The following is a 17007-nucleotide window of genomic DNA, read 5'->3' as shown; positions in this document are numbered from 1 at the left end:
CGGCAAAGCCCGACCCCCCCCCCTCCCCGCCCCCCCCCCCACCCCCGGGCTCAGCTCTCCCAGACGATCGGGGACTTGGTGTACTCGGCGCGGTTGTACTCGGCGCCGGCGACCTTCAGGCCGTCCGGGGCGCCGGACAGCACGCAGGTCTCGTAGAACGCGCCCGCCGTCGTGAACGCCCTGGGCGCGCTGATCGAGTCGCACTTCTCGGTGTCACCGCTGATGATCACGCCGGTGCCCTTGCCGTCCGCGCCGACGCCGCGCAGCGACACCGAGGTGTAGCTCAGGTCGGTGCCGCTCAGGTTCTCGACCCTGACCCGCAGGTAGAACGGCGTGATGTTCTTGGCCTTGTCGCCGAACTTCGCGAGGTCCTCCTTCGCGCCCTGCTCGATCGCGGTGAGGGTGACGGCCATCGTGCCGCTCTTGTCGCTCAGCGTGTAGGGGATCACCGCGCGGGCGCCGACCTTGAGCTTCGTGCCGGGCGCCGTGACGTCGCTGCCGGCGACCGGCGGGACGGAGCCGGAGGTGGTCGCCTTCGTGCTGGAGGTGGTCGTCTCGGAGGCGGCGGTGGAGGTGTCCGACGTGGTCGCGGGGGTGGCCGTGCCGCCGGTCTCGGAACCGCAGGCCGACAGCAGCAGGCCCGCCGTCGCGGCGGCGGCGATGAACAGGGGGCCTCGGGCGTGCGTCACTGGCGGAACTCCTCGGACGACTACAGACGGTTACCGCCGAGGGTAGGTCGCTGCGACGAACGGCGGTATCGGTCGTTCACACCACACGCCGGTCAGAGGTCGTCGAGGCCGATCAGCCCGTCCTGGATCGCCCGCGCCACCAGCGCCGCCTTCGTGGGCGCCTGCCGGCCGATCGCGGCGTACTTCACCCTGATCCGCTCCAGGTGCGAGTTCACCGTGCTGAGCGTGATGTTCAGCCGCTGCGCCACGAACTCCTTCGACTCCGACTGGAACCACTCCACCAGGACCTCGGTCTCCCGCGGCGACAACGCCGGCCGCGTCTCCGAGGAGTCCCCCGCCAGCGCGCCCGCCAGCGCCGGTGGCGTGTACGACTGACCGGCCGCCGCCGCACGCACCGCCTGCACCAGGTGCTCGGCGCCCTCCGCCTTGGTCAGGTAGCTCAGCGCCCCGATCTCCAGGCACTGCAGCACCACCTCGTCGTCGGCGCGCATCGAGTACACGACGACCCGGCGCCCGTCCTCGACGAGCTTGCGCAGCTCCGACAGCGCGGGCGTGACGCCACCGAGGTGCAGGTCCAGCACCACCACCGACGCGTCCGCGCCGGGACCGGTCCAGGCCACCTCCGGGTCCTCGCCGCTCGCGAGCAGCGCGATGCCCGCCGCGGACAGCCAGTGCCCGACCCCCGCGCGCACAACGGGGTGGTCGTCGACCACGACCGCCGTCACGTCGTCCGCCATCGCGCCTCGCTCCTCACCAGTCCGCTGTGGACACTCGTCTCGACCGTCACCGACACCGGTGCGGCCTGGGTCTCCAGGGGCACCGACGGCGCGTCCGCCACCACCGCCACCCGCACCTCGCCCGCCGTCCGCAGCAGACTCACCTTCGCACGTCCACCGGCGGCGGCGAGCGCGCGGGCCATCGGCGCCACCAGCTCCCGGCGCACCTCCGTCGGCACCGCCATGGCCGTGCCGCTGACCGCGAGCGACACGACGACTCCACGCCGTTCCGCCACGTCCACGCAGGCCGTCAGCTCGTGCAGCAACGGGTCGGGCACGTCGTCGTTCTCCGCGAACAACCTCCGCAGCTGCACCGCCGCCACCGAACACCGCAGCCGGGTCGCCTCGTCCCGCACGCTCACCACCTCGTCGGCGAGGTCCGCGAGCAACGGAAGCAACGCACCCAGCTGGCCCTCGAACCCGGCCCGCAGGTCCTGTTCCCGTTGCCGCGCCAGCTCTTCGCGGGTGCGGGCGGCATCGCGTTCGGCGGCGGCGCTCGCGGCCAGCCTGGCGTCGCGCAGCAGCACCCGCGTGATCACCAGGACGCCCAGCTGGAAGCTCGTGCCGCTGAGGATCACCACCCCGGCCGTGCCCACGTCCCCGTTCCCGGTCTGCGCGAACCACGCGACGCAGTAGCAGATGTGCGCGGTCAGCGTGACCACGAACGCCTTCGGCCGGTCCGCGAGCACGAGCAGCAGGTACCAGCCGACCAGGCCGAAAGCCCAGTCCGCCGGTCCGAACGACGCACCGGCCGGCAGCGCGGTCGCCGCCAGCACGGACGCCGTGAGCACGATGGTCGTGAGGCCAACGGCGACGATCCCGGGCAGCACCGCGCGACCGGCCGCGACGTGCCCCGCGACCACGCCCAGGACCGCGGTCAGCAACGCGTAGGCGAGCCAGGCCGGACCTTGCCCATGAGACACCAGCGACGGCAACGTGAGGACGAGCTGGACGGCGACGACCACGACGACGAGCACCTGCCGGGTGGTGACGTGCACCGCGTGGTCAGTCATCGGCCGGCCACGCCAACCGCGCCGTCGTGCCGCGTTCCGGCACCGACTCGACCACCGCCGAGCCGCCCAGCGCCCGCAGCCGGTCCACCACCGACCCGCGCAGCCCGCGCCGGTGCTCCGGCACGGCCTCGGGCACGAACCCCCGGCCGTCGTCCCGCACCACGACGACGGCGCCCCGCCCGTCGCGTGCCACCAGCAGCTCGGCCTCGGACGTGCCCGCGTGCCGTGCCACGTTCGCCAGCAGCTCCCGCACCGCCCGCACGAACGCCAGCGCCACCCCCGCCGGCACCGGCACCACCTCGGCGGACACCCGCACCGTCAGCGGGCTGTCCCGTGCCACGACCGTCAGCGCCGCGCCGAGGTCCGCGGTGCCCTGCGCGTCACCCCGCTCGGCCAGCACCACCAGGTCGCGGCGGGCCTGCGCGGCCACCGAGGACGGGTCACCGCCGTGCGCCGCCATCAGGAACGTCGCGGCGGCCGTGTCGTGCAGCAGCGCCAGGTACTCGCGTTCGCGACGGCCCCGGTCCAGTGCGACGGCGGCGGCGCGGTTCTGCTCGGCGGCCCGTTCGCGCAGCACGTCGACCCGTCTGCTCGATCGGCGCAGCAGCTCGTAGGCCAGCCGCGCGAGCACCGTCTCCAGCACGGCCCGCACCAGCACGTCCGGTCCGTCCACCACGACCTGGATCGCGAGCAACGCGGTGGTCGCGGGCACCGTCACCCTCAGCGGCCACTGCCACTGCCAGGTGATCAACGTCGAGGTGAGGACCGTCAGCACCCACTGCCCCGCGTTGTCGCCCAGCACCACCGACAGCACCACGACCCGCACGAACGCCACGGGCAACGCCACGAGCGGCACCCGGAAGTCGGCAATCGAGGTCAGCGCCACGAACCCGAACAGCGCCCAGCCGGCCGGCGTGCCCAGCGAGAACGCGCCGAAGAGGCTGATCAGGACGACGCCGGCGCCGCGGATCGGGCCCGCGAGCCGGTTCACCGTCGCGAGCAGCCTGGTCTCCAGCACGGACGCATCTTGTCAGGTCCATGCGCCGGGCATGCAATTCAGCCGGAGCTGAAACAACCGAGCGGGTCAGGCCTTGACGCGGCCCTTGGTGGTCCACATCCGGTACCCCGCCGCCACGGCCTCGGCCTCCGACGCGAACGTCCGGTCGCCCTTCATCCGCCGGTAGTACGGCGAGTCGGCCGTGTGGTAGACCATCGTCTTCGAGTTTCCCTTGAGCGGCAACGACTTCTGCCGCGCCACGGGCTGGTCCACGACGACCTTCTCGGCGGTGAGCCGCGGCGCGGGCAGGGCCAGCACCTGCTTCGGCGGCTCGGCCCTGAGCCGGCCGCGCACCGTCAGCCACGTCAGCACGGAGCCGAGGGCGAACGCCACCGCGCACAGCACGAACATCTGCGAGAACAACCAGAGCACGGGAACTCCTAACGGACGACGACGTCGACCTGGCGTGTCGCCGGGTCGTACTCGTCGGGGGCGGGACGGGTCTCGGTGGCGATCAGCGCGGGCGACACTCCCTGGCCGACCAGCACGTCGCGCACCATCTGCGCGCGCTTCTCCGCCACCTGCGGATCGGTGCCGTGCGCCACCAGCGTGATCGAGGCGCGCGGTGCGACGAGGAGCATGCGGGCGACGCGCTGGACGAGCACCGTGCCGTGTCCCTCCCACGCCGTGGTGCCCTGCACGAACCGGATCGCGCCGTTGCCGTTGACCAGCCGGCTGATCGAGTCGTGCAGCGCCTCGACGTTCAGGTCGCCGGAGACGGTGGACGGCCCGACCTCGACGCGGTCGGTGAGCTGCAGGCCGTTCGTGGCGTCCCGCACCGCGTCGCGCAGGACCTTCGCGCGTTCCTGGTCGGGAACCCTGGCCGCGACCGCGATCTGACCGTTGTGGACGGTCGCGGTCACGTCGGACACCTTGCCGGCCAGCACCGCGGTGACCAGGCGACCGACGACGGCGGGCGGGATCGGCAGCGTGCCGCCGAGGCGCAGCGCCGCCGTGACGCGGTGGTCGTCCCCTGCCTTCACGGCGTCGAGGAGCGCACGCCGTTCGACGTCGTCCGCGACCGCTCCGGACAGCAGGAGCTCCGGCCCGCGCAGGGCGACGAGCAGCTGCTCGGGCTCGGCGGTGCGCACGTCCGCGTCGGCGACGCCGTCCACGTCGGACACGACGGCGCGCACCGCGTCGGCCGAGCGCGGCGAGACCTCGCTGACCACGACCGAGCGGCCGGTCACCGCGACGACGCCGTGGTAGCCGGCCTTGCCCAGCGCTGTCCGCACGTCGGCGTCCAGCGTCCGTTCGATGCCGGCGCCGTGGACGAACACTCCGGTGGCGGCGAGCAGCGCGGGCACCAACAGCCCGCCAATCCAAACCGCGTGAGGCAAACGCACGGCGGAGGGCTTACCGGACCGGAGGACCGCGGTTCCAGCCACCCCACCCGTTAGGACCGAACTTCACCCGGTCAGGTGGCTCCACGGGGTCCGCGGAGCCACCTCGGCCGGTCCTAGACGACGGTCCGCGTCCGGCGCCACGCGATCACGATCAGAGCGATCAGGCCGAACAGCGGGATGGTGCTGATCGCCCACGACAGCCCCATCGGCGGGCCGGGCTGTTCCATCACCTGGAGGTCGGTCAGCTCGCCCGTGGCGGGTCCCGCCGGGCCGTCGATGTCGAACCGGAACGCCCAGGTGCCCGGCTCGGGCAGGGCCTGGATGTCGAGTCCCCACACCTCCCGCTTGCGCGGGTGGCGGGCCAGCGGGTCGTCGTTGAACTTCTTGCCGCTGTAGAGCAGCGTGAGCGTGCCCTTCTTGTCCTCCACGCCGCCCTCCGGGGCGAACGTGAAGTCCAGGGACTGCATGGCCTTGATCGGCCAGGTGCTGAAGCCGACCGTCAGGTCGTACGGACCGGCTTTGACCTTCTCGGTGTGGACGACGTTCACCGGTTCGAAGGCGAGGGCGGGGGCGGTGAGGCCGAGCAGCAGCGCGACCGTGCCCGCGAGTCCCAGCAACGTCCTACGCATGGGTGTTCTCCTTGACCGGGGCGAGGTGGCGCAGCATCTGACCGAACCGGCGGCCGAGCATGCCGGCCAGTGCGCCGAGCACGGCGCCCGCGATGACGGTGGCGACGTACCGCTGCATGGCCGGGAAGCCCGCGCCGTACACGAGGATGCGCTGCACCGGTGCGAGGGCCGTGATGATCACGCCGCCGACCAGGCCCGGGATCCACGAGGGCAGGCCGCGGAGCAGTTCCACGGCGATCGCGACGAACAGCAGGCTCATCGGGATCATGTTGGGCAGGCCGGGGACGCCGTCGACGTAGTCGCGCAACGGCAGGCCCGTGGCGCTCGCGTAGACCTCGGTGGCCCAGGGCGAGAACCACCAGAACAACGCCTGCAGTGCCGCGACCACGACGCCGACGGCGAGCGCGCCGCCCCGGCGGTTCAGCACGTAGGCGCCCAGGAACAGGATCATCACCGAGAAGAACGCGCTGCCGGCGTTGACCGTGTTCACCGGACCGCCGGGCAGCGCGCGCAGGCCCAGCACGGTGACCATGCTGAACGTGAGCAACGTGGCCGCGGCGCCCGCGACGCCGTAGGTGCCCCACCTCTGGTCGCGGGCGACGGCGAAGATCATGACCGCGCCGACCATCGTGATGGAGATCGAGAGCAGCAGCCCGATGTGCGGCGGCGAGTCGATCACGGCGTCGAAGCCGTACAGGCCGTGCCACCACTGGTCCCACAGGCCGTAGACCAGGAACAGCGCGGCGCCGACGCCGGAGACCAGGTACCCGACGGGGGCGGCGAAGGTGCGGCCGAGGACGCCGACCGCGCGACCGCCGACCACCGGGTCGACCGCCTTGTCGCGCTTGGTGTTCGCCGTCGTCAGGAGCACGACGGCGAGGCTCGCGAGGCCCGAGATCGCGCTGCCCGCGTACAGGAACAGGTGCGGCAGCGTGAAGAACGTGTCGGGACCGACGTCGGTGTGCCACTGGATGTCCCAGGTCAGGCCGACCAGCGAGGTGACGGCACCGGCGAGCACGACGCTCGCGGGCGCCAGTCCCCTCGGGACGGCGACCTTCGCCGACGGCGCGGCGACTGCTGTGATGTCCACTTGTGGTTTCCCCCTTCTTAGGTGAGCAGCAGCGGGATGACGACCCGCTCCGCGCTGAGTGACACGGTGATCTCCCACTGGCCCGGCATGGTCAGGCCGACGTCGCCGACCCGGTAGTGGCCTGGTCCGACCGGTGCCGCGGTGATCGGGGCCAGCGCGTGGCCCATCTGCGGCATCGCGGGTTCGACCGTCACCTCGCCGTTCGCGGCGTTGCCGGAGTGGTCGGTGACCACCAGGTCGAGCGTGTTGCTGCCGGACTTCGTGGTGGTGGGCGTGAGCTCGAACCGGAACTGCCCGCTCTCGGCGACCTGCGGCCGTGCCTCGACGCCGCGCGGCCAGAGGACGAGCAGGGCGGCCACGAGCGCGATCGCCACGGCCGCGGCTCCCAGTGCGCAGCGCTTCACTTCGCAGCTCCCTTCGGCGCCGGCACGTCGATCTCCTTCGGGACGGTGACGACCGAGTAGTCCCGTTCGACCTGGATCCACACGAGGTACTTGCCGGGCAACGGGAACGAGTAGGTGAACGGCACGTCCGGCCCGTACGCGGCGACGCTCTCGTCCGGTTTGTCGGGCATGCCGGGGACCGGTGGGATCATCGAGTGCACGTGCGCCCAGACCGGCGCGTCGGCTGTGTTGTAAGCGCTCGGGCTGCCGGTGACAGGGCCGGCGACGATCATGTGCCCGAGCATCCCGAGCCACGGCTGCAGGTCGCGTTCGCCGAACTTGGCGGTGATGGTGCTCGGCCGTCCCGCTTCCCGGACTTCCGTTGCCACGTCGGCCTTTCCCGGCTCCGGTGCCGTGCCCGTCCCGGTGAGCTCGACGCTCGACCGCAGCAGCTGCACTCCCCCGCCGCGCCGCGCGATCTCGGCCGCGACGGCGTGGCGGCCCTGTTCCGCGTTCTTGAGCTTGACCCGGTACTCGCCGGGTGCGGTGCGGACCGGGTGCAGGTGGCGGAGGTGTCCGGTGGGCGACACGACGACGAGGTGCACGAACGCGCTGTCGTGCACCAGCAGGTCGTCCACCGGCCGGCCGGACGACCCGTCGGTCAGGCCGAGCACGAGGTCGGTGCCGTCCACGCGCGGCACCAGGTTCACCGGCGGCCGCGAGAAGTCCACTATGGACGTTCGTTGCCACGGGTCGTTGACGTTGTCGAACGTCGGGTCGAGCTGGGTGCCCGGCGCCGCGACCGGCGGGATCGTGGGCGACAGCAACGCCGCCGTCACCGCCACCGAGATCGCCGCGACCATGCCCGCGGTGGGCACGAGCGCGAGACCGGGCTTGCCGAACACCGCGGCGAGCAATGCCAGCAACAGCAGCACTCCCGCGGCGATGAACCCGCCGTAGGTCGCGTTCTCCCACGGCGACGCGACGAGCGCCGGGACGACGAACGGGATCGTCGCGTCGTCGACCGCCAGCTCCCACGGGCCGGGCCGGTCCACGTTCACGACACCGGGGTAGAACCCCGGCGTGGCACCGAGAACGACCGTCGTCGAACTGGTCCGCGCACCGACCGCACGGGCGGTCAGCGTGATCTCCCCCGGCGGTGACCCGTCGTGCGTGACGACGTCGACGTGCACGGGTCCCGGCACCTCCGCGACCCGCCGGATGATCACCGTGAGCTCGCGGTCACCGAGGCTCTGCGCGACGTGGACGTCCGCGCCGGACTGCGCGCCGTCGGCCGCCGCGGGGCCCGCGATCCCGAGGATCGCGCCCAGCAGGAACAGCAGGATCACACCACTTCGCTTCATCGCGGCAGAACGTATCGATCGGGGCGGGCCTGGCGCGTCACTGCGGCGGCTGAACCCGAGTCCCCCGCGCGGGGGATTTCCGACCCCTGCGCAGCGGGAGGACCTCAGGGCCGCGATCCGGCAGGATTGTCGTGCGATGGACTCGATCAGAATTCCGCTGAGGCACCAGTCGTGGCTGGTGGCCGCCGTGTGCATGGTGGCGGACGCCGGTTTCGTGCTGCTCGAGCACAAGACCGTGGCGCAGACCGCCCTGGTCCTGGGGTTGACGCTGGCGGTCGACGCGATGCTGGCCGGTCCCGCGAAGCTGTCCGGCTGGGTGGCGGCGGCGCAGGCGGTGCTGCCGGTGTTCGTGCTGCTCGCCTTCGGCAACAACGTGGACGCGAACGAGGCCGGTCTGCTGATCGCCGGCTACCGCGCGGGGGCCTGGCTGCGCGGCACGCCCGCGTACCTGTCGCTGGGTGTGCTGTCCGCGAGCCTCATGACGTGCATCCTGGCCGTGGGCCACGGCCCGGTGACGGCGGTGCTGGTGGCGACGAAGGCGGGCGTGCTGCCGTGGCTCGTCGGCCGCTACACCACCGCGCGCCGCGCGTACCTCGCCGAGCTGGAGAAGCGTTCGGAGATGGAACAGCGCGACGCGACCGCGGCCGTCGCCAAGGCCGTCAGCGAGGAGCGCAGCGCGATCGCCCGCGACCTGCACGACGTGATCGTGCACCACGTGAGCGCGATAGGCCTGCACGCCGGTGCCGCCCGGCTCGGCCTGCCCGACGGCGACACCCGGCTCGGGCTTTCCCTGCGGTCCGTGGAGATCGCCAGCCGGGCGGCCATGGTCGACCTGCGGCACCTGCTCGACCTGTTGCACGGCGCCAAGTCCGAGGGAGCCCGCCAGCCAGGGCTCGACAACGTCGACGAGCTGCTCGACGGCGTCCGCGCCGCCGGTCTCCCCGCCCGCCTGGAGGTCAGCGGCCGGCGCCGGGACGTGCCGGAGTCGTTGGACGTCACGGTCTACCGGATCATCCAGGAGATGCTGACCAACGCCCTGCGCCACGGCGACGCGTCCGGCGTGACGGTGACGCTGCAGTACGCTCCCGCCGCACTGGTCGTCGCCGCGGAGAACACGGCAGGCGCCCGCAACGGCACCGGTTCCGTGCGAAGGGGTCTCGTGGGCATCCGCAACCGGGCGTCGATGTTCGCCGGCACCACCAGCTCCGGCCTGGACCCGGACGGCCGGACCTGGCGCACCGTCGTCACGTTCCCCCTGGAGGCGTCATGACCCTGACGGTGCTGGTGGCGGACGACCACGCCATGCTCCGCTCGGGAATGCGCGCGATCTTCGACACCCAGCCCGACCTCGAGTGCGTGGCGGAGGTGGCCGACGGCCACGCGGCCGTGACGGAGGTGGCCCGCCTGCGCCCGGACGTGGCCGTGCTGGACATCCGCATGCCGAAGCTCGACGGTCTGGGCGCGACCGAGAAGATCCTCACCGACCCCGCGAACACCACGAAGGTGTTGCTGCTGACCACGTACGACTCCGACGAGTACGTCTACCGGGCGTTGAAGGCGGGTGCCTCGGGCTTCCTGCTGAAGTCGCTGCCGCCGGAGGAGCTGATCTCCGCCGTCCGGGTGGCGGCACGGGGCGACGCTTTGATCGATCCTTCTGTCACTCAGCGGTTGATCGCGCGGTTCGCCGTGAGCCTCGCGCCGCCTCCCACGCCGCCGGAGCTGGCTTTGCTGACCGCGCGGGAGCGGGAGGTGCTGCAGCTGGTGGCGGCCGCTTACTCCAACGCCGAGATCGCGGCGTTGCTGCACGTCGGGGACGAGACGGTGAAGACGCACGTGTCTCGGGTGCTGGCGAAGCTGGGGTTGCGGGATCGGGTGCACGCGGTGGCCTACGCGCACATGAACGGGTTGGTGCAGGCTCGGCCCACGCCGTGACCGCGGTCAGCGGGGATCTCTGATCTTGGCCACCGCGCACGCGAAGCTCACCCTCGCTCCGAACGCCGGGCCCCACGCCTTGTCGATTCCCAGCTGGAACGAGCCTTCGTCCCCGTCGACCAGGTAGCCGCCGATGTGGTTCGCACCCGGGCTGGTGACGACCTGCGCCTTGGTGATGGAACACAAGGACCAGGAGATCACCTGAGGTGACGGGGACACGAAGATCAAGCGCCGGTCGGTCAGGGCCAGGACGCTGGTCGCCTCGACGGCAGCGGAGATGTCCTGTCGCATCGCAGGCGCGGCCCACGCCGTGACCGCCGTCAGATCCGCCCGAGCAGCTGACGGGCGGCCGCGAAGTCCCTCTCCCCCACCAGGAACTCCCGCAACGCCTGCTCCAGCTCGTCCCCGTGGATCGTCCCGTCCCCGTCGTGGTCGAGCTCCCGCATCGCCGCGACGAGCTCGTGCCGCCGCGGGCTGTGGTCCAGCAGCCGCGTGTACTCGTCCTGCCGCACCTCGCCGTTCCCGTCGCGGTCCACCAGCCCGCGCACCACGGCCGCGACCGCCCCGCAGCCGTGTTCCCTCGACGGCGCGCCCGGATACCGCCCGTCGGCCAACGCCAGGGTGTAGGCCGCGACGGTCACCGTGCCGTCCGGCGACGTGCGGGTGGCTGTGCAGAGCTGCTCCCACCACGACCGGAACGCCTCGTGCACGCGGTCCTCGTCCTTCTCGTCGAGGTCGAAGTGCGTGCTGATCTCCCGCGCCATCGCCAGCAGGTCCGGCCACCGCAGCCGGCCGTCACCGTTCTGGTCCAGCACGGCCTCGAAGAACGACTCGGGAACGACCGGCGCCGGCGGTGCGGCGGCCGCCCTGATCGACGCGGCCGCCAACGGCATGTACCGCCACGGTTTCGGCAGCAGGTCGAACGCCAGGCGCACCGACTGGTGCAGGCCGTCGACGAGCAGACCCAGTCCCGGCGGGGTCGTGAGGCGCAGGCGCTCGCGGTACGCGGCGGGCAGCGTCACGGCGGTGGCCTGGACGACGGCGGTCACGACGGCGTACCGCAGCGGTGCCCAGACCGGGCCGGGGATCGGCAGCCCCGGCGGTGGCGGCACCCGGTACACGCTGCCCGACATCAGGTCCCGCACCGTCGCGTTGTCCTCCAGCACCTCGGCGACGACGTGGTCGAAGTAGGTGCGGAACTCCTCCGGCGTGGCCGGGAGGTCGCCGGCGGACAGGCCGAACTCCTGCCCCAGCCGCCTCCACTCGTCGTAGAAGCGGGCGGTCTCCCCGGACGACATCGGCTCGCCACCGAGGCGTTGCATGGTCAGCACCGCCTCGAACATCGTCAGGTGCACCCACGCCCTGGCCGCGGTGTCGCCGGCGTCGAACGCCCTGCCGTGGCCGTCGGTGCCCTGCATGCGGCGGTGCAGCCGGTCGAGCCGGGCGAGCTCACGGCGTTGTTCGGCGGCACTGCCGTAGACGTACGTGTGCAGACTTTCCAGCGTGCGCAACAACCTCCGCCACGGTCGCGCGTTGTAGACCGAGTACTCGGCCACGGCCGCACCCACGGCGGGATGCGCGGCCTGCAACACCAGCGCGCGGTGCATCACCAGCAGGTACCGCCACTGACCCAGTCGGTCCCATGTGCTCGATCCCGGCCCCAGCGCCACTTCGACGGTCATGGAGCCGAAGCTAGCCACGGTCCCGGGGCCGGAGATCGGAATTCACCTCATGCGGTGGCGGAATCCACCCGGTCGCGGAAGCCGGGTACCGGTGAGCGGGTCCCGGCGGACCATCGAGCCTCCAGGGGTGCGTGACGTGGAGAGCGCTCTCACAACCCTGCCGCCGCACGGTACGACCACCCGTGCCGCGGTGTCAAAGACCCGGTCTTGACACCTGCCGGACAGGAGCGGGACGCTGCTTGGGGGAGCGCTCTCCCAAGCCGGTTCCCCACGTCGGCAGGAGGACACAGGTGTCCCGAAAACTCAGCGCAATGGCGGCCGCGGCCGCCCTCGTGACGGCGGTCGTCGTCGTCGCGAACCAGTCGGCTCAGGCCGATGACCTGGTGACGCACCACGAGTTCCAGGCGAACTGCTCGGTCACGACCCATCTCCCGGACGACCCGATCGTGTTCCCGGGGTTGCCGGGCGCCTCGCACATGCACACGTTCCTGGGCAACCCGTCCACCAACGCCCGCAGCACCAACGACTCCCTCAAAACCGCCCAGACCAACTGCAAGACCCCGGACGACAAGTCGGCGTACTGGTTCCCGTCGGTCTACAACGGCGACCAGATCGTCCCGCCCAACTTCCCGCAGGTCATCTACTACAAGTCCGGCATCCTCAGGTACCAGGACGTCGTCCCGTTCCCACCAGGGCTCCGGTTCGTCGTCGGCAGCGCGACCGCCACCCAGGAACAGTTCCGCACCGCGCCGGGCGCGGTGGAGGGCTGGGAGTGCGGTGACAGCTTCCACAACTGGGACATCCCCGCCTACTGCACCCCGGGCACCCAGCTCAACGTCCGTTACCAGGCACCGAGCTGCTGGAACGGCCGTGACCTCGACTCGGCCAACCACCAGTCGCACATGGCCTACCCCGACCGTGCCACCCTGGTCTGCCCGTCGACCCACCCGGTCGCGGTACCGATGATCGAGTTCAAGATGGCGTTCCCCGTCTCCGGCGACATGTCCCGGGTCCGGCTCGCCAGCGGCCGCGGCTACACCTGGCACTACGACTTCATGAACGCCTGGGACGCCCCCACCCAAGCAGCACTCGTCCGCCACTGCATCAACGGCGGACTCCAATGCGACCCACGCGGATTCGACCTCTACAAACCGGATCGAGGAGCAGCACTCGGACCGGACTACCGGTTGCCGCGGTGACGTTCTCCTCCTCATGCACCCCAGGGCGGCGCGTGCCCTGGGGTGTTTCCGCGGTGCTGCTGCTGTCCGCGTGCTCGGCCGCGCCCGCCGACCCGCCCGCTCCCCCGTCCGCGTCGCCGTTCAACAGCACGGACACGGCCTGGGTGCAGCTGATGATCCCGATGAACGAACAGCTCCTGCCCGCCCTCGACGTCGCTCCGCCGCAGCTGCGGGAGTTCGCCGCCGAGCTGAGGACCTCGCACACGGGCGAGCTGGCCCGGCTGAGGGAACTGCGGGACCGGGCCGGGCTGCCGGACACCAACCTGCACGCCGGCCACCAGATGCCCGGCCTGGTCTCGGCGGCGGACCTGCTGGCCATCCGGTCGGACCCGGCGTCGCTCGCGAAGAAGCTCCACGAGCACCTGGACCAGACCGCGAAACTGGCGCGCAGCGAACAGGAGAACGGGACGGACGCCGCGACCAAGAGCTTCGCGGCGTCCATCGAGTCGTCACGCAGGAGGCAGCTGGACCGCCTCGGTCAGGGGTAGCTCACGACGTAGCGGACCTGGTTCGCCAGGTCCGCCTGACCGCCCGTGCCGTTGATGACGTTGGCGATCGTGCCCACCCCGCCCAGCGACACCGAGACCAGGTGCGTGAACTTCACACCCGACCGGTTCGGCGCCTCGAAGGCGTTGTCGGTCACGATGCTCGGGTCGGCCTGGTTGAAGGCGTAGACGCCGACGCCGAACGCCTGGTGCGTGGTCACCGAGTCGGCGACCTTGTAGCCCGCCCAGCCGCGCTTGGAGCCGTTCATCCACGCGGCCTGGTTCGGCGGGTCGTACGGCAGCTCGTTCTGGTACAGGTACACGCGGCCGCCGTTGGCGTTCCAGACCAGGTTGTTCTGCTGGTAGTGCTCGACGAACAACCCGTACGCGGTCACGTTCTCGCCGTTGACGACCACACCGTTCTGGCCGGGGTTCGCCGTCCAGCTCACGCCGGAGCCGTGGTCCGCGCGCCACACCCAGGTGTGGTCGATGATGGTGTTGCGGCTGTTGACCCGCATGCTCACCGTCGCCTTGCCCGCCTGCGACCCGCCGACGCGCAGGTACACGTCGTGCAACGAGGTCGGGTTCGACGAGTGGTCCGCGCTGGTCGAGTCACCGATCTCCAGCAGCACCGGCGAGTTCTGCACGCCGGCGTCGACCAGGAACCCGGCGAGCTTCACACCGTCCACATCGGACGTGGTGAGCGCCGCCTTGCCGGTGGTCGGGGTGAGCGTGGCGAGGCCCAGGCCGAGCACGACCGTGTTCGCGCGGGTCACCTTGATCGTGTCGTCGAGCTGGTGGATGCCCGGCGTGAGCAACAGGTGCTTGCCCTGCGCCAATGCCGAGTTGATCGTCGCGACCGGCGTGCCGGGCTTGACGATGAAGAAGTCGGCCAGCGAGATGGACGAGCCGGGGTTGCCGTTCTCCCAGCTCGTGCCACGGGAGTTGGTCCGCAGCGCCGGCACGAACACCCGGTACGAACCCGAGCTGTCGATGTACAGGTACGGCTTCTCCCGCGTCACCGGCGAGGTGTCGACGGTCGTGTGCGACGGGTTCGGGAAGTGATCGGCCGGAGCACCCTGCGTGCCCGCGAACACCATGTTCCACACCGAGCCAGACCAGCCACCGGCGAGGTTGCTGTTGCGGGTCAGGAACTGCTGCTGCGAGCCGGAAACGACGACGCCGTCGATCTTGCTGTCGACGATCAGACCACCACTGGCCCAGCCGTCGTAGCCGTTCCACAGGTGCGCCTGACCACGCAGGTGCATCCGCCGGTAAGCGGTGGCCTGGGAGACCGCCCAGCGCTCGATCTGGTTGGCGGGCAACGTGACCGAGAGGTTCTCGGCGCCGCGCCAGAAGTTCTGCGTGGCGTTGCCGAGGTTGTTCGGGTCGTTGCCCTGCTGCAGCCAGTCGGCCTCGACCCGGATGTGGCCGTTGATGTTCACGTCGTCCGGGTTCAGTCCCAGACCCGCGACCTGCGTGTAGAACCGCAGGTTCACATCGGCGTTGTACGTACCCGGCTTGAAGAGCACGGCATGGCGTTGCGAGCCGAACTGGTTCGTCTTCATCTGCGCGGAGATCGAGTCCAGCCGCGACTGCATCTCCGACTGCGACGACCCCGGCCCGTAGACGTACACGTTCGGACCGAAGTCCGGGTTGCGCGGGTCGGTCGCCGGGATGCCGGTCGAGCCGTCCTCGGTGAACACACCGAGCTCCCACAACGAGTAGCCGTAGCCGGTACCGCGCTGGGTGCCCAGCACCCGCACGTACCGGCCAGAGCCACTGACGTCGAGGGTCTGCGTGCCACCGGTGCCGGTCGTCGTCGAGTACACGCTTCGCCACGACGACGAGTCAGCGGCGTTGTCGGTCACCTGGACCTGGAAAGCCTTGCCGTACGCGCCTTCCCAGGTGAGGGCGACACGGCAGACCTGTTGCGTGGAGCCGAGATCGACCTGGATCCACTGCGGGTCCGAGAACTGCGACGACCACCGCGTACCCGCATTGCCATCCACCGCAGCGGAAGCGGGAGTACCACCGTTCTCGGTGGAGGACGCCGTGGCCGACTTGCCGAGAGCGACGTTCGTGGAGCCGCACGCGGCGGCGCCTGCCTGGGAGGGAGCACTGACGGTGGTCACCAAACACAGAGCGGCAGCGCCGAGCGCGGCGGCCCTGGACAGGGTTGAGCCCATGATCCTGCCTGACGGGGGAAGGGCTGAAAGCCTTGGACAGGGGCGTGAGAGCGCTCTCCCAAGGGACGTTAACGCCGGGTGTCGGACAGGTCAATCAGGCAGAGGCCCGTACGACGAGTTCCGGTTCGAAGATGACGGATCTCGGCCGTTGTCCCGGTTTTTCCAGGTCCGCCAGCAGGAGGTCGGCCATCTGCGCCGCCATCCGCTCGACGGGCTGCCGCACGGTCGTGAGCTGGGGGCGGCAGGTGCGGGCGGGCGCGCTGTCGTCGAACCCGACCACGGCCACGTCGTCGGGCACGCGCAGTCCGTGCTCGTGCAGCACGTCGACGGCGGCCTGGGCCATGAGGTCGTTCGCGGCGAACACGGCGTCGAGGTCGGGACACTCGACGAGGAGCCGCCGCATCGCCGTGGCCCCGCTTTCGGCCGTGAACCCGCCCTCGGCGGTCGGCACGTACGGGAAGCCGTGGCGGGCCATCGCGTCGCGGAAGCCGGCGTGCCTGTCCTGGCTCGCCAGCACGTCGAGCGGGCCGGAGATCGTGGCGATGTTGTAGCGCCCCGCCGCCACCAGGTGGTCGGCGGCCATCGTGCCGCCCGCACGGTGGTCCATGTCCACGTAGCTGACCGGCATCGGCCGGCCGGGCCGCGCGTAGAGGACAGCGGGCACTCCGGCCTCGAGCAGCCGGCCGGGCAGGGGGTCGGACGGGTGGGTGGTCACCAGGAGCGCGCCGTCGGCGCTGCCCTGTCTGAGGAACTCGACCACCTCGGTGCGCGACTGGTCGGAGTCGGCGAGCATGAGCACGGGGTGCACGCTGTGCGGCCGCAGGAAGTCCACGACGCCCGCGGTCACCCGGCCGAAGAACGGGTCGGTGAAGACGTCCGATCCCCCGCCGGCCCCGGAGATGACCAACGCGACCGTGCCGGTGCGGCGAGTGACGAGAGACCGGGCCACGCGGTTCGGCGTGTACCCGGTCTGCTCGATCGCACTGCGCACCGTCTCCTGGATGTGCGGGTCGACGTTGCGTGTCCCGTTGACGACCCTGGAGACCGTCGCACGAGACACGCCCGCCACTTTCGCGACGTCCTCCAGCGTGGGTGCGCTCTTGCTCATGCACCAGGTTGTACCACGTCTGGAGA

The 17007-nt window shown here is 71.2% G+C and carries 18 protein-coding genes; 4 read left to right on the top strand and 14 right to left on the bottom strand.

The annotated features are described in order from the left end of the window. Nucleotides 1-50 precede the first annotated feature (50 nt). The 10 genes from ACFWV3_RS12740 to ACFWV3_RS12695 all read right to left on the bottom strand — a co-directional run bounded on the left by ACFWV3_RS12740 (nt 51) and on the right by ACFWV3_RS12695 (nt 8347). Nucleotides 51-689, bottom strand: a complete 639-nt coding sequence (locus ACFWV3_RS12740; RefSeq protein WP_382411242.1) for a hypothetical protein — start codon at nt 687-689, stop codon at nt 51-53. Nucleotides 690-781: 92 nt separating this feature from the next. Next, the gene (locus tag ACFWV3_RS12735; RefSeq protein ID WP_382411241.1) at nt 782-1426 is read right to left on the bottom strand and encodes a response regulator; all 645 of its coding nucleotides are present in this window, start codon (nt 1424-1426) and stop codon (nt 782-784) included. Next, complete coding sequence (locus ACFWV3_RS12730; protein WP_382411240.1) at nt 1411-2478, bottom strand: hypothetical protein; 1068 nt, start codon at nt 2476-2478, stop codon at nt 1411-1413. Before ACFWV3_RS12730 ends, ACFWV3_RS12735 begins: the two co-directional genes overlap by 16 nt. Continuing rightward, a complete protein-coding gene (locus tag ACFWV3_RS12725) occupies nt 2471-3496 on the bottom strand; it encodes a sensor histidine kinase (protein ID WP_382411239.1) in 1026 nt (341 codons plus the stop codon). Before ACFWV3_RS12725 ends, ACFWV3_RS12730 begins: the two co-directional genes overlap by 8 nt. Nucleotides 3497-3562: 66 nt before the next feature. Further along, nucleotides 3563-3907, bottom strand: coding sequence for a hypothetical protein (locus tag ACFWV3_RS12720; RefSeq protein ID WP_382411238.1), 345 nt, complete (start codon nt 3905-3907; stop codon nt 3563-3565). 8 nt (nt 3908-3915) lie between these two features. Continuing rightward, nucleotides 3916-4842, bottom strand: coding sequence for a hypothetical protein (locus tag ACFWV3_RS12715; RefSeq protein WP_382411237.1), 927 nt, complete (start codon nt 4840-4842; stop codon nt 3916-3918). A gap of 152 nt (nt 4843-4994) precedes the next feature. Beyond that, nucleotides 4995-5510 carry a hypothetical protein gene (locus ACFWV3_RS12710; protein WP_382411236.1) on the bottom strand — a complete coding sequence of 172 codons (516 nt, stop codon included), beginning with the start codon at nt 5508-5510 and terminating at the stop codon, nt 4995-4997. Continuing rightward, nucleotides 5503-6600 carry a hypothetical protein gene (locus ACFWV3_RS12705; RefSeq protein ID WP_382411235.1) on the bottom strand — a complete coding sequence of 366 codons (1098 nt, stop codon included), beginning with the start codon at nt 6598-6600 and terminating at the stop codon, nt 5503-5505. The genes ACFWV3_RS12710 and ACFWV3_RS12705 overlap by 8 nt, the downstream gene beginning before the upstream one ends. Nucleotides 6601-6617: 17 nt before the next feature. Next, on the bottom strand, nt 6618-7004 hold the full coding sequence (locus ACFWV3_RS12700) for a FixH family protein (RefSeq protein ID WP_382411234.1): 387 nt from the start codon (nt 7002-7004) through the stop codon (nt 6618-6620). Continuing rightward, nucleotides 7001-8347 carry a hypothetical protein gene (locus ACFWV3_RS12695; protein ID WP_382411233.1) on the bottom strand — a complete coding sequence of 449 codons (1347 nt, stop codon included), beginning with the start codon at nt 8345-8347 and terminating at the stop codon, nt 7001-7003. Before ACFWV3_RS12695 ends, ACFWV3_RS12700 begins: the two co-directional genes overlap by 4 nt. 136 nt (nt 8348-8483) lie before the next feature. Between ACFWV3_RS12695 and ACFWV3_RS12690 the strand changes: the two genes are divergently transcribed. Next, nucleotides 8484-9617 (top strand): sensor histidine kinase, encoded by a 1134-nt coding sequence (locus ACFWV3_RS12690; RefSeq protein WP_382411232.1) that lies wholly within the window; start codon nt 8484-8486, stop codon nt 9615-9617. Then, a complete protein-coding gene (locus tag ACFWV3_RS12685) occupies nt 9614-10279 on the top strand; it encodes a response regulator (protein WP_382411231.1) in 666 nt (221 codons plus the stop codon). Before ACFWV3_RS12690 ends, ACFWV3_RS12685 begins: the two co-directional genes overlap by 4 nt. 6 nt (nt 10280-10285) lie before the next feature. On the opposite strand, the gene ACFWV3_RS12680 is transcribed toward ACFWV3_RS12685, so the two are convergent. Then, a complete protein-coding gene (locus ACFWV3_RS12680) occupies nt 10286-10570 on the bottom strand; it encodes a hypothetical protein (protein ID WP_382411230.1) in 285 nt (94 codons plus the stop codon). Nucleotides 10571-10599: 29 nt separating this feature from the next. Beyond that, complete coding sequence (locus tag ACFWV3_RS12675; protein ID WP_382411229.1) at nt 10600-11961, bottom strand: oxygenase MpaB family protein; 1362 nt, start codon at nt 11959-11961, stop codon at nt 10600-10602. Between the two features lie 290 nt (nt 11962-12251). On the opposite strand from ACFWV3_RS12675, the gene ACFWV3_RS12670 reads away from it, so the two are divergent. Both ACFWV3_RS12670 and ACFWV3_RS12665 read left to right on the top strand, forming a co-directional pair. Then, nucleotides 12252-13160, top strand: coding sequence for a DUF1996 domain-containing protein (locus ACFWV3_RS12670; RefSeq protein ID WP_382411228.1), 909 nt, complete (start codon nt 12252-12254; stop codon nt 13158-13160). 32 nt (nt 13161-13192) lie between these two features. Further along, on the top strand, nt 13193-13687 hold the full coding sequence (locus tag ACFWV3_RS12665; RefSeq protein WP_382411227.1) for a DUF305 domain-containing protein: 495 nt from the start codon (nt 13193-13195) through the stop codon (nt 13685-13687). On the opposite strand, the gene ACFWV3_RS12660 is transcribed toward ACFWV3_RS12665, so the two are convergent. After that, nucleotides 13678-15873: a discoidin domain-containing protein gene (locus ACFWV3_RS12660; RefSeq protein ID WP_382411226.1), complete on the bottom strand. Its 2196-nt coding sequence runs from the start codon at nt 15871-15873 to the stop codon at nt 13678-13680. The genes ACFWV3_RS12665 and ACFWV3_RS12660 overlap by 10 nt on opposite strands. 94 nt (nt 15874-15967) lie before the next feature. After that, the gene (locus ACFWV3_RS12655; protein ID WP_382411225.1) at nt 15968-16981 is read right to left on the bottom strand and encodes a LacI family DNA-binding transcriptional regulator; all 1014 of its coding nucleotides are present in this window, start codon (nt 16979-16981) and stop codon (nt 15968-15970) included. Nucleotides 16982-17007: the final 26 nt, after the last annotated feature.

This window comes from Lentzea sp. NPDC059081, from assembly GCF_042738015.1.
Classification (GTDB): domain Bacteria; phylum Actinomycetota; class Actinomycetes; order Mycobacteriales; family Pseudonocardiaceae; genus Lentzea.
Note: the sequence above shows the minus strand (reverse complement) of the source record. Positions and strands in the feature narration are given on the sequence as shown.

Bases quoted from the DNA above. Each gene is read 5' to 3' on its own strand.
- ACFWV3_RS12735 (WP_382411241.1), bottom strand. From the start codon at position 1,426: ATGGCGGACGACGTGACGGCGGTCGTGGTCGACGACCACCCCGTTGTG.
- ACFWV3_RS12730 (WP_382411240.1), bottom strand. From the start codon at position 2,478: ATGACTGACCACGCGGTGCACGTCACCACCCGGCAGGTGCTCGTCGTC.
- ACFWV3_RS12710 (WP_382411236.1), bottom strand. From the start codon at position 5,510: ATGCGTAGGACGTTGCTGGGACTCGCGGGCACGGTCGCGCTGCTGCTC.
- ACFWV3_RS12695 (WP_382411233.1), bottom strand. From the start codon at position 8,347: ATGAAGCGAAGTGGTGTGATCCTGCTGTTCCTGCTGGGCGCGATCCTC.
- ACFWV3_RS12690 (WP_382411232.1), top strand. From the start codon at position 8,484: ATGGACTCGATCAGAATTCCGCTGAGGCACCAGTCGTGGCTGGTGGCC.
- ACFWV3_RS12685 (WP_382411231.1), top strand. From the start codon at position 9,614: ATGACCCTGACGGTGCTGGTGGCGGACGACCACGCCATGCTCCGCTCG.
- ACFWV3_RS12680 (WP_382411230.1), bottom strand. From the start codon at position 10,570: ATGCGACAGGACATCTCCGCTGCCGTCGAGGCGACCAGCGTCCTGGCC.
- ACFWV3_RS12675 (WP_382411229.1), bottom strand. From the start codon at position 11,961: ATGACCGTCGAAGTGGCGCTGGGGCCGGGATCGAGCACATGGGACCGA.
- ACFWV3_RS12660 (WP_382411226.1), bottom strand. From the start codon at position 15,873: ATGGGCTCAACCCTGTCCAGGGCCGCCGCGCTCGGCGCTGCCGCTCTG.
- ACFWV3_RS12655 (WP_382411225.1), bottom strand. From the start codon at position 16,981: ATGAGCAAGAGCGCACCCACGCTGGAGGACGTCGCGAAAGTGGCGGGC.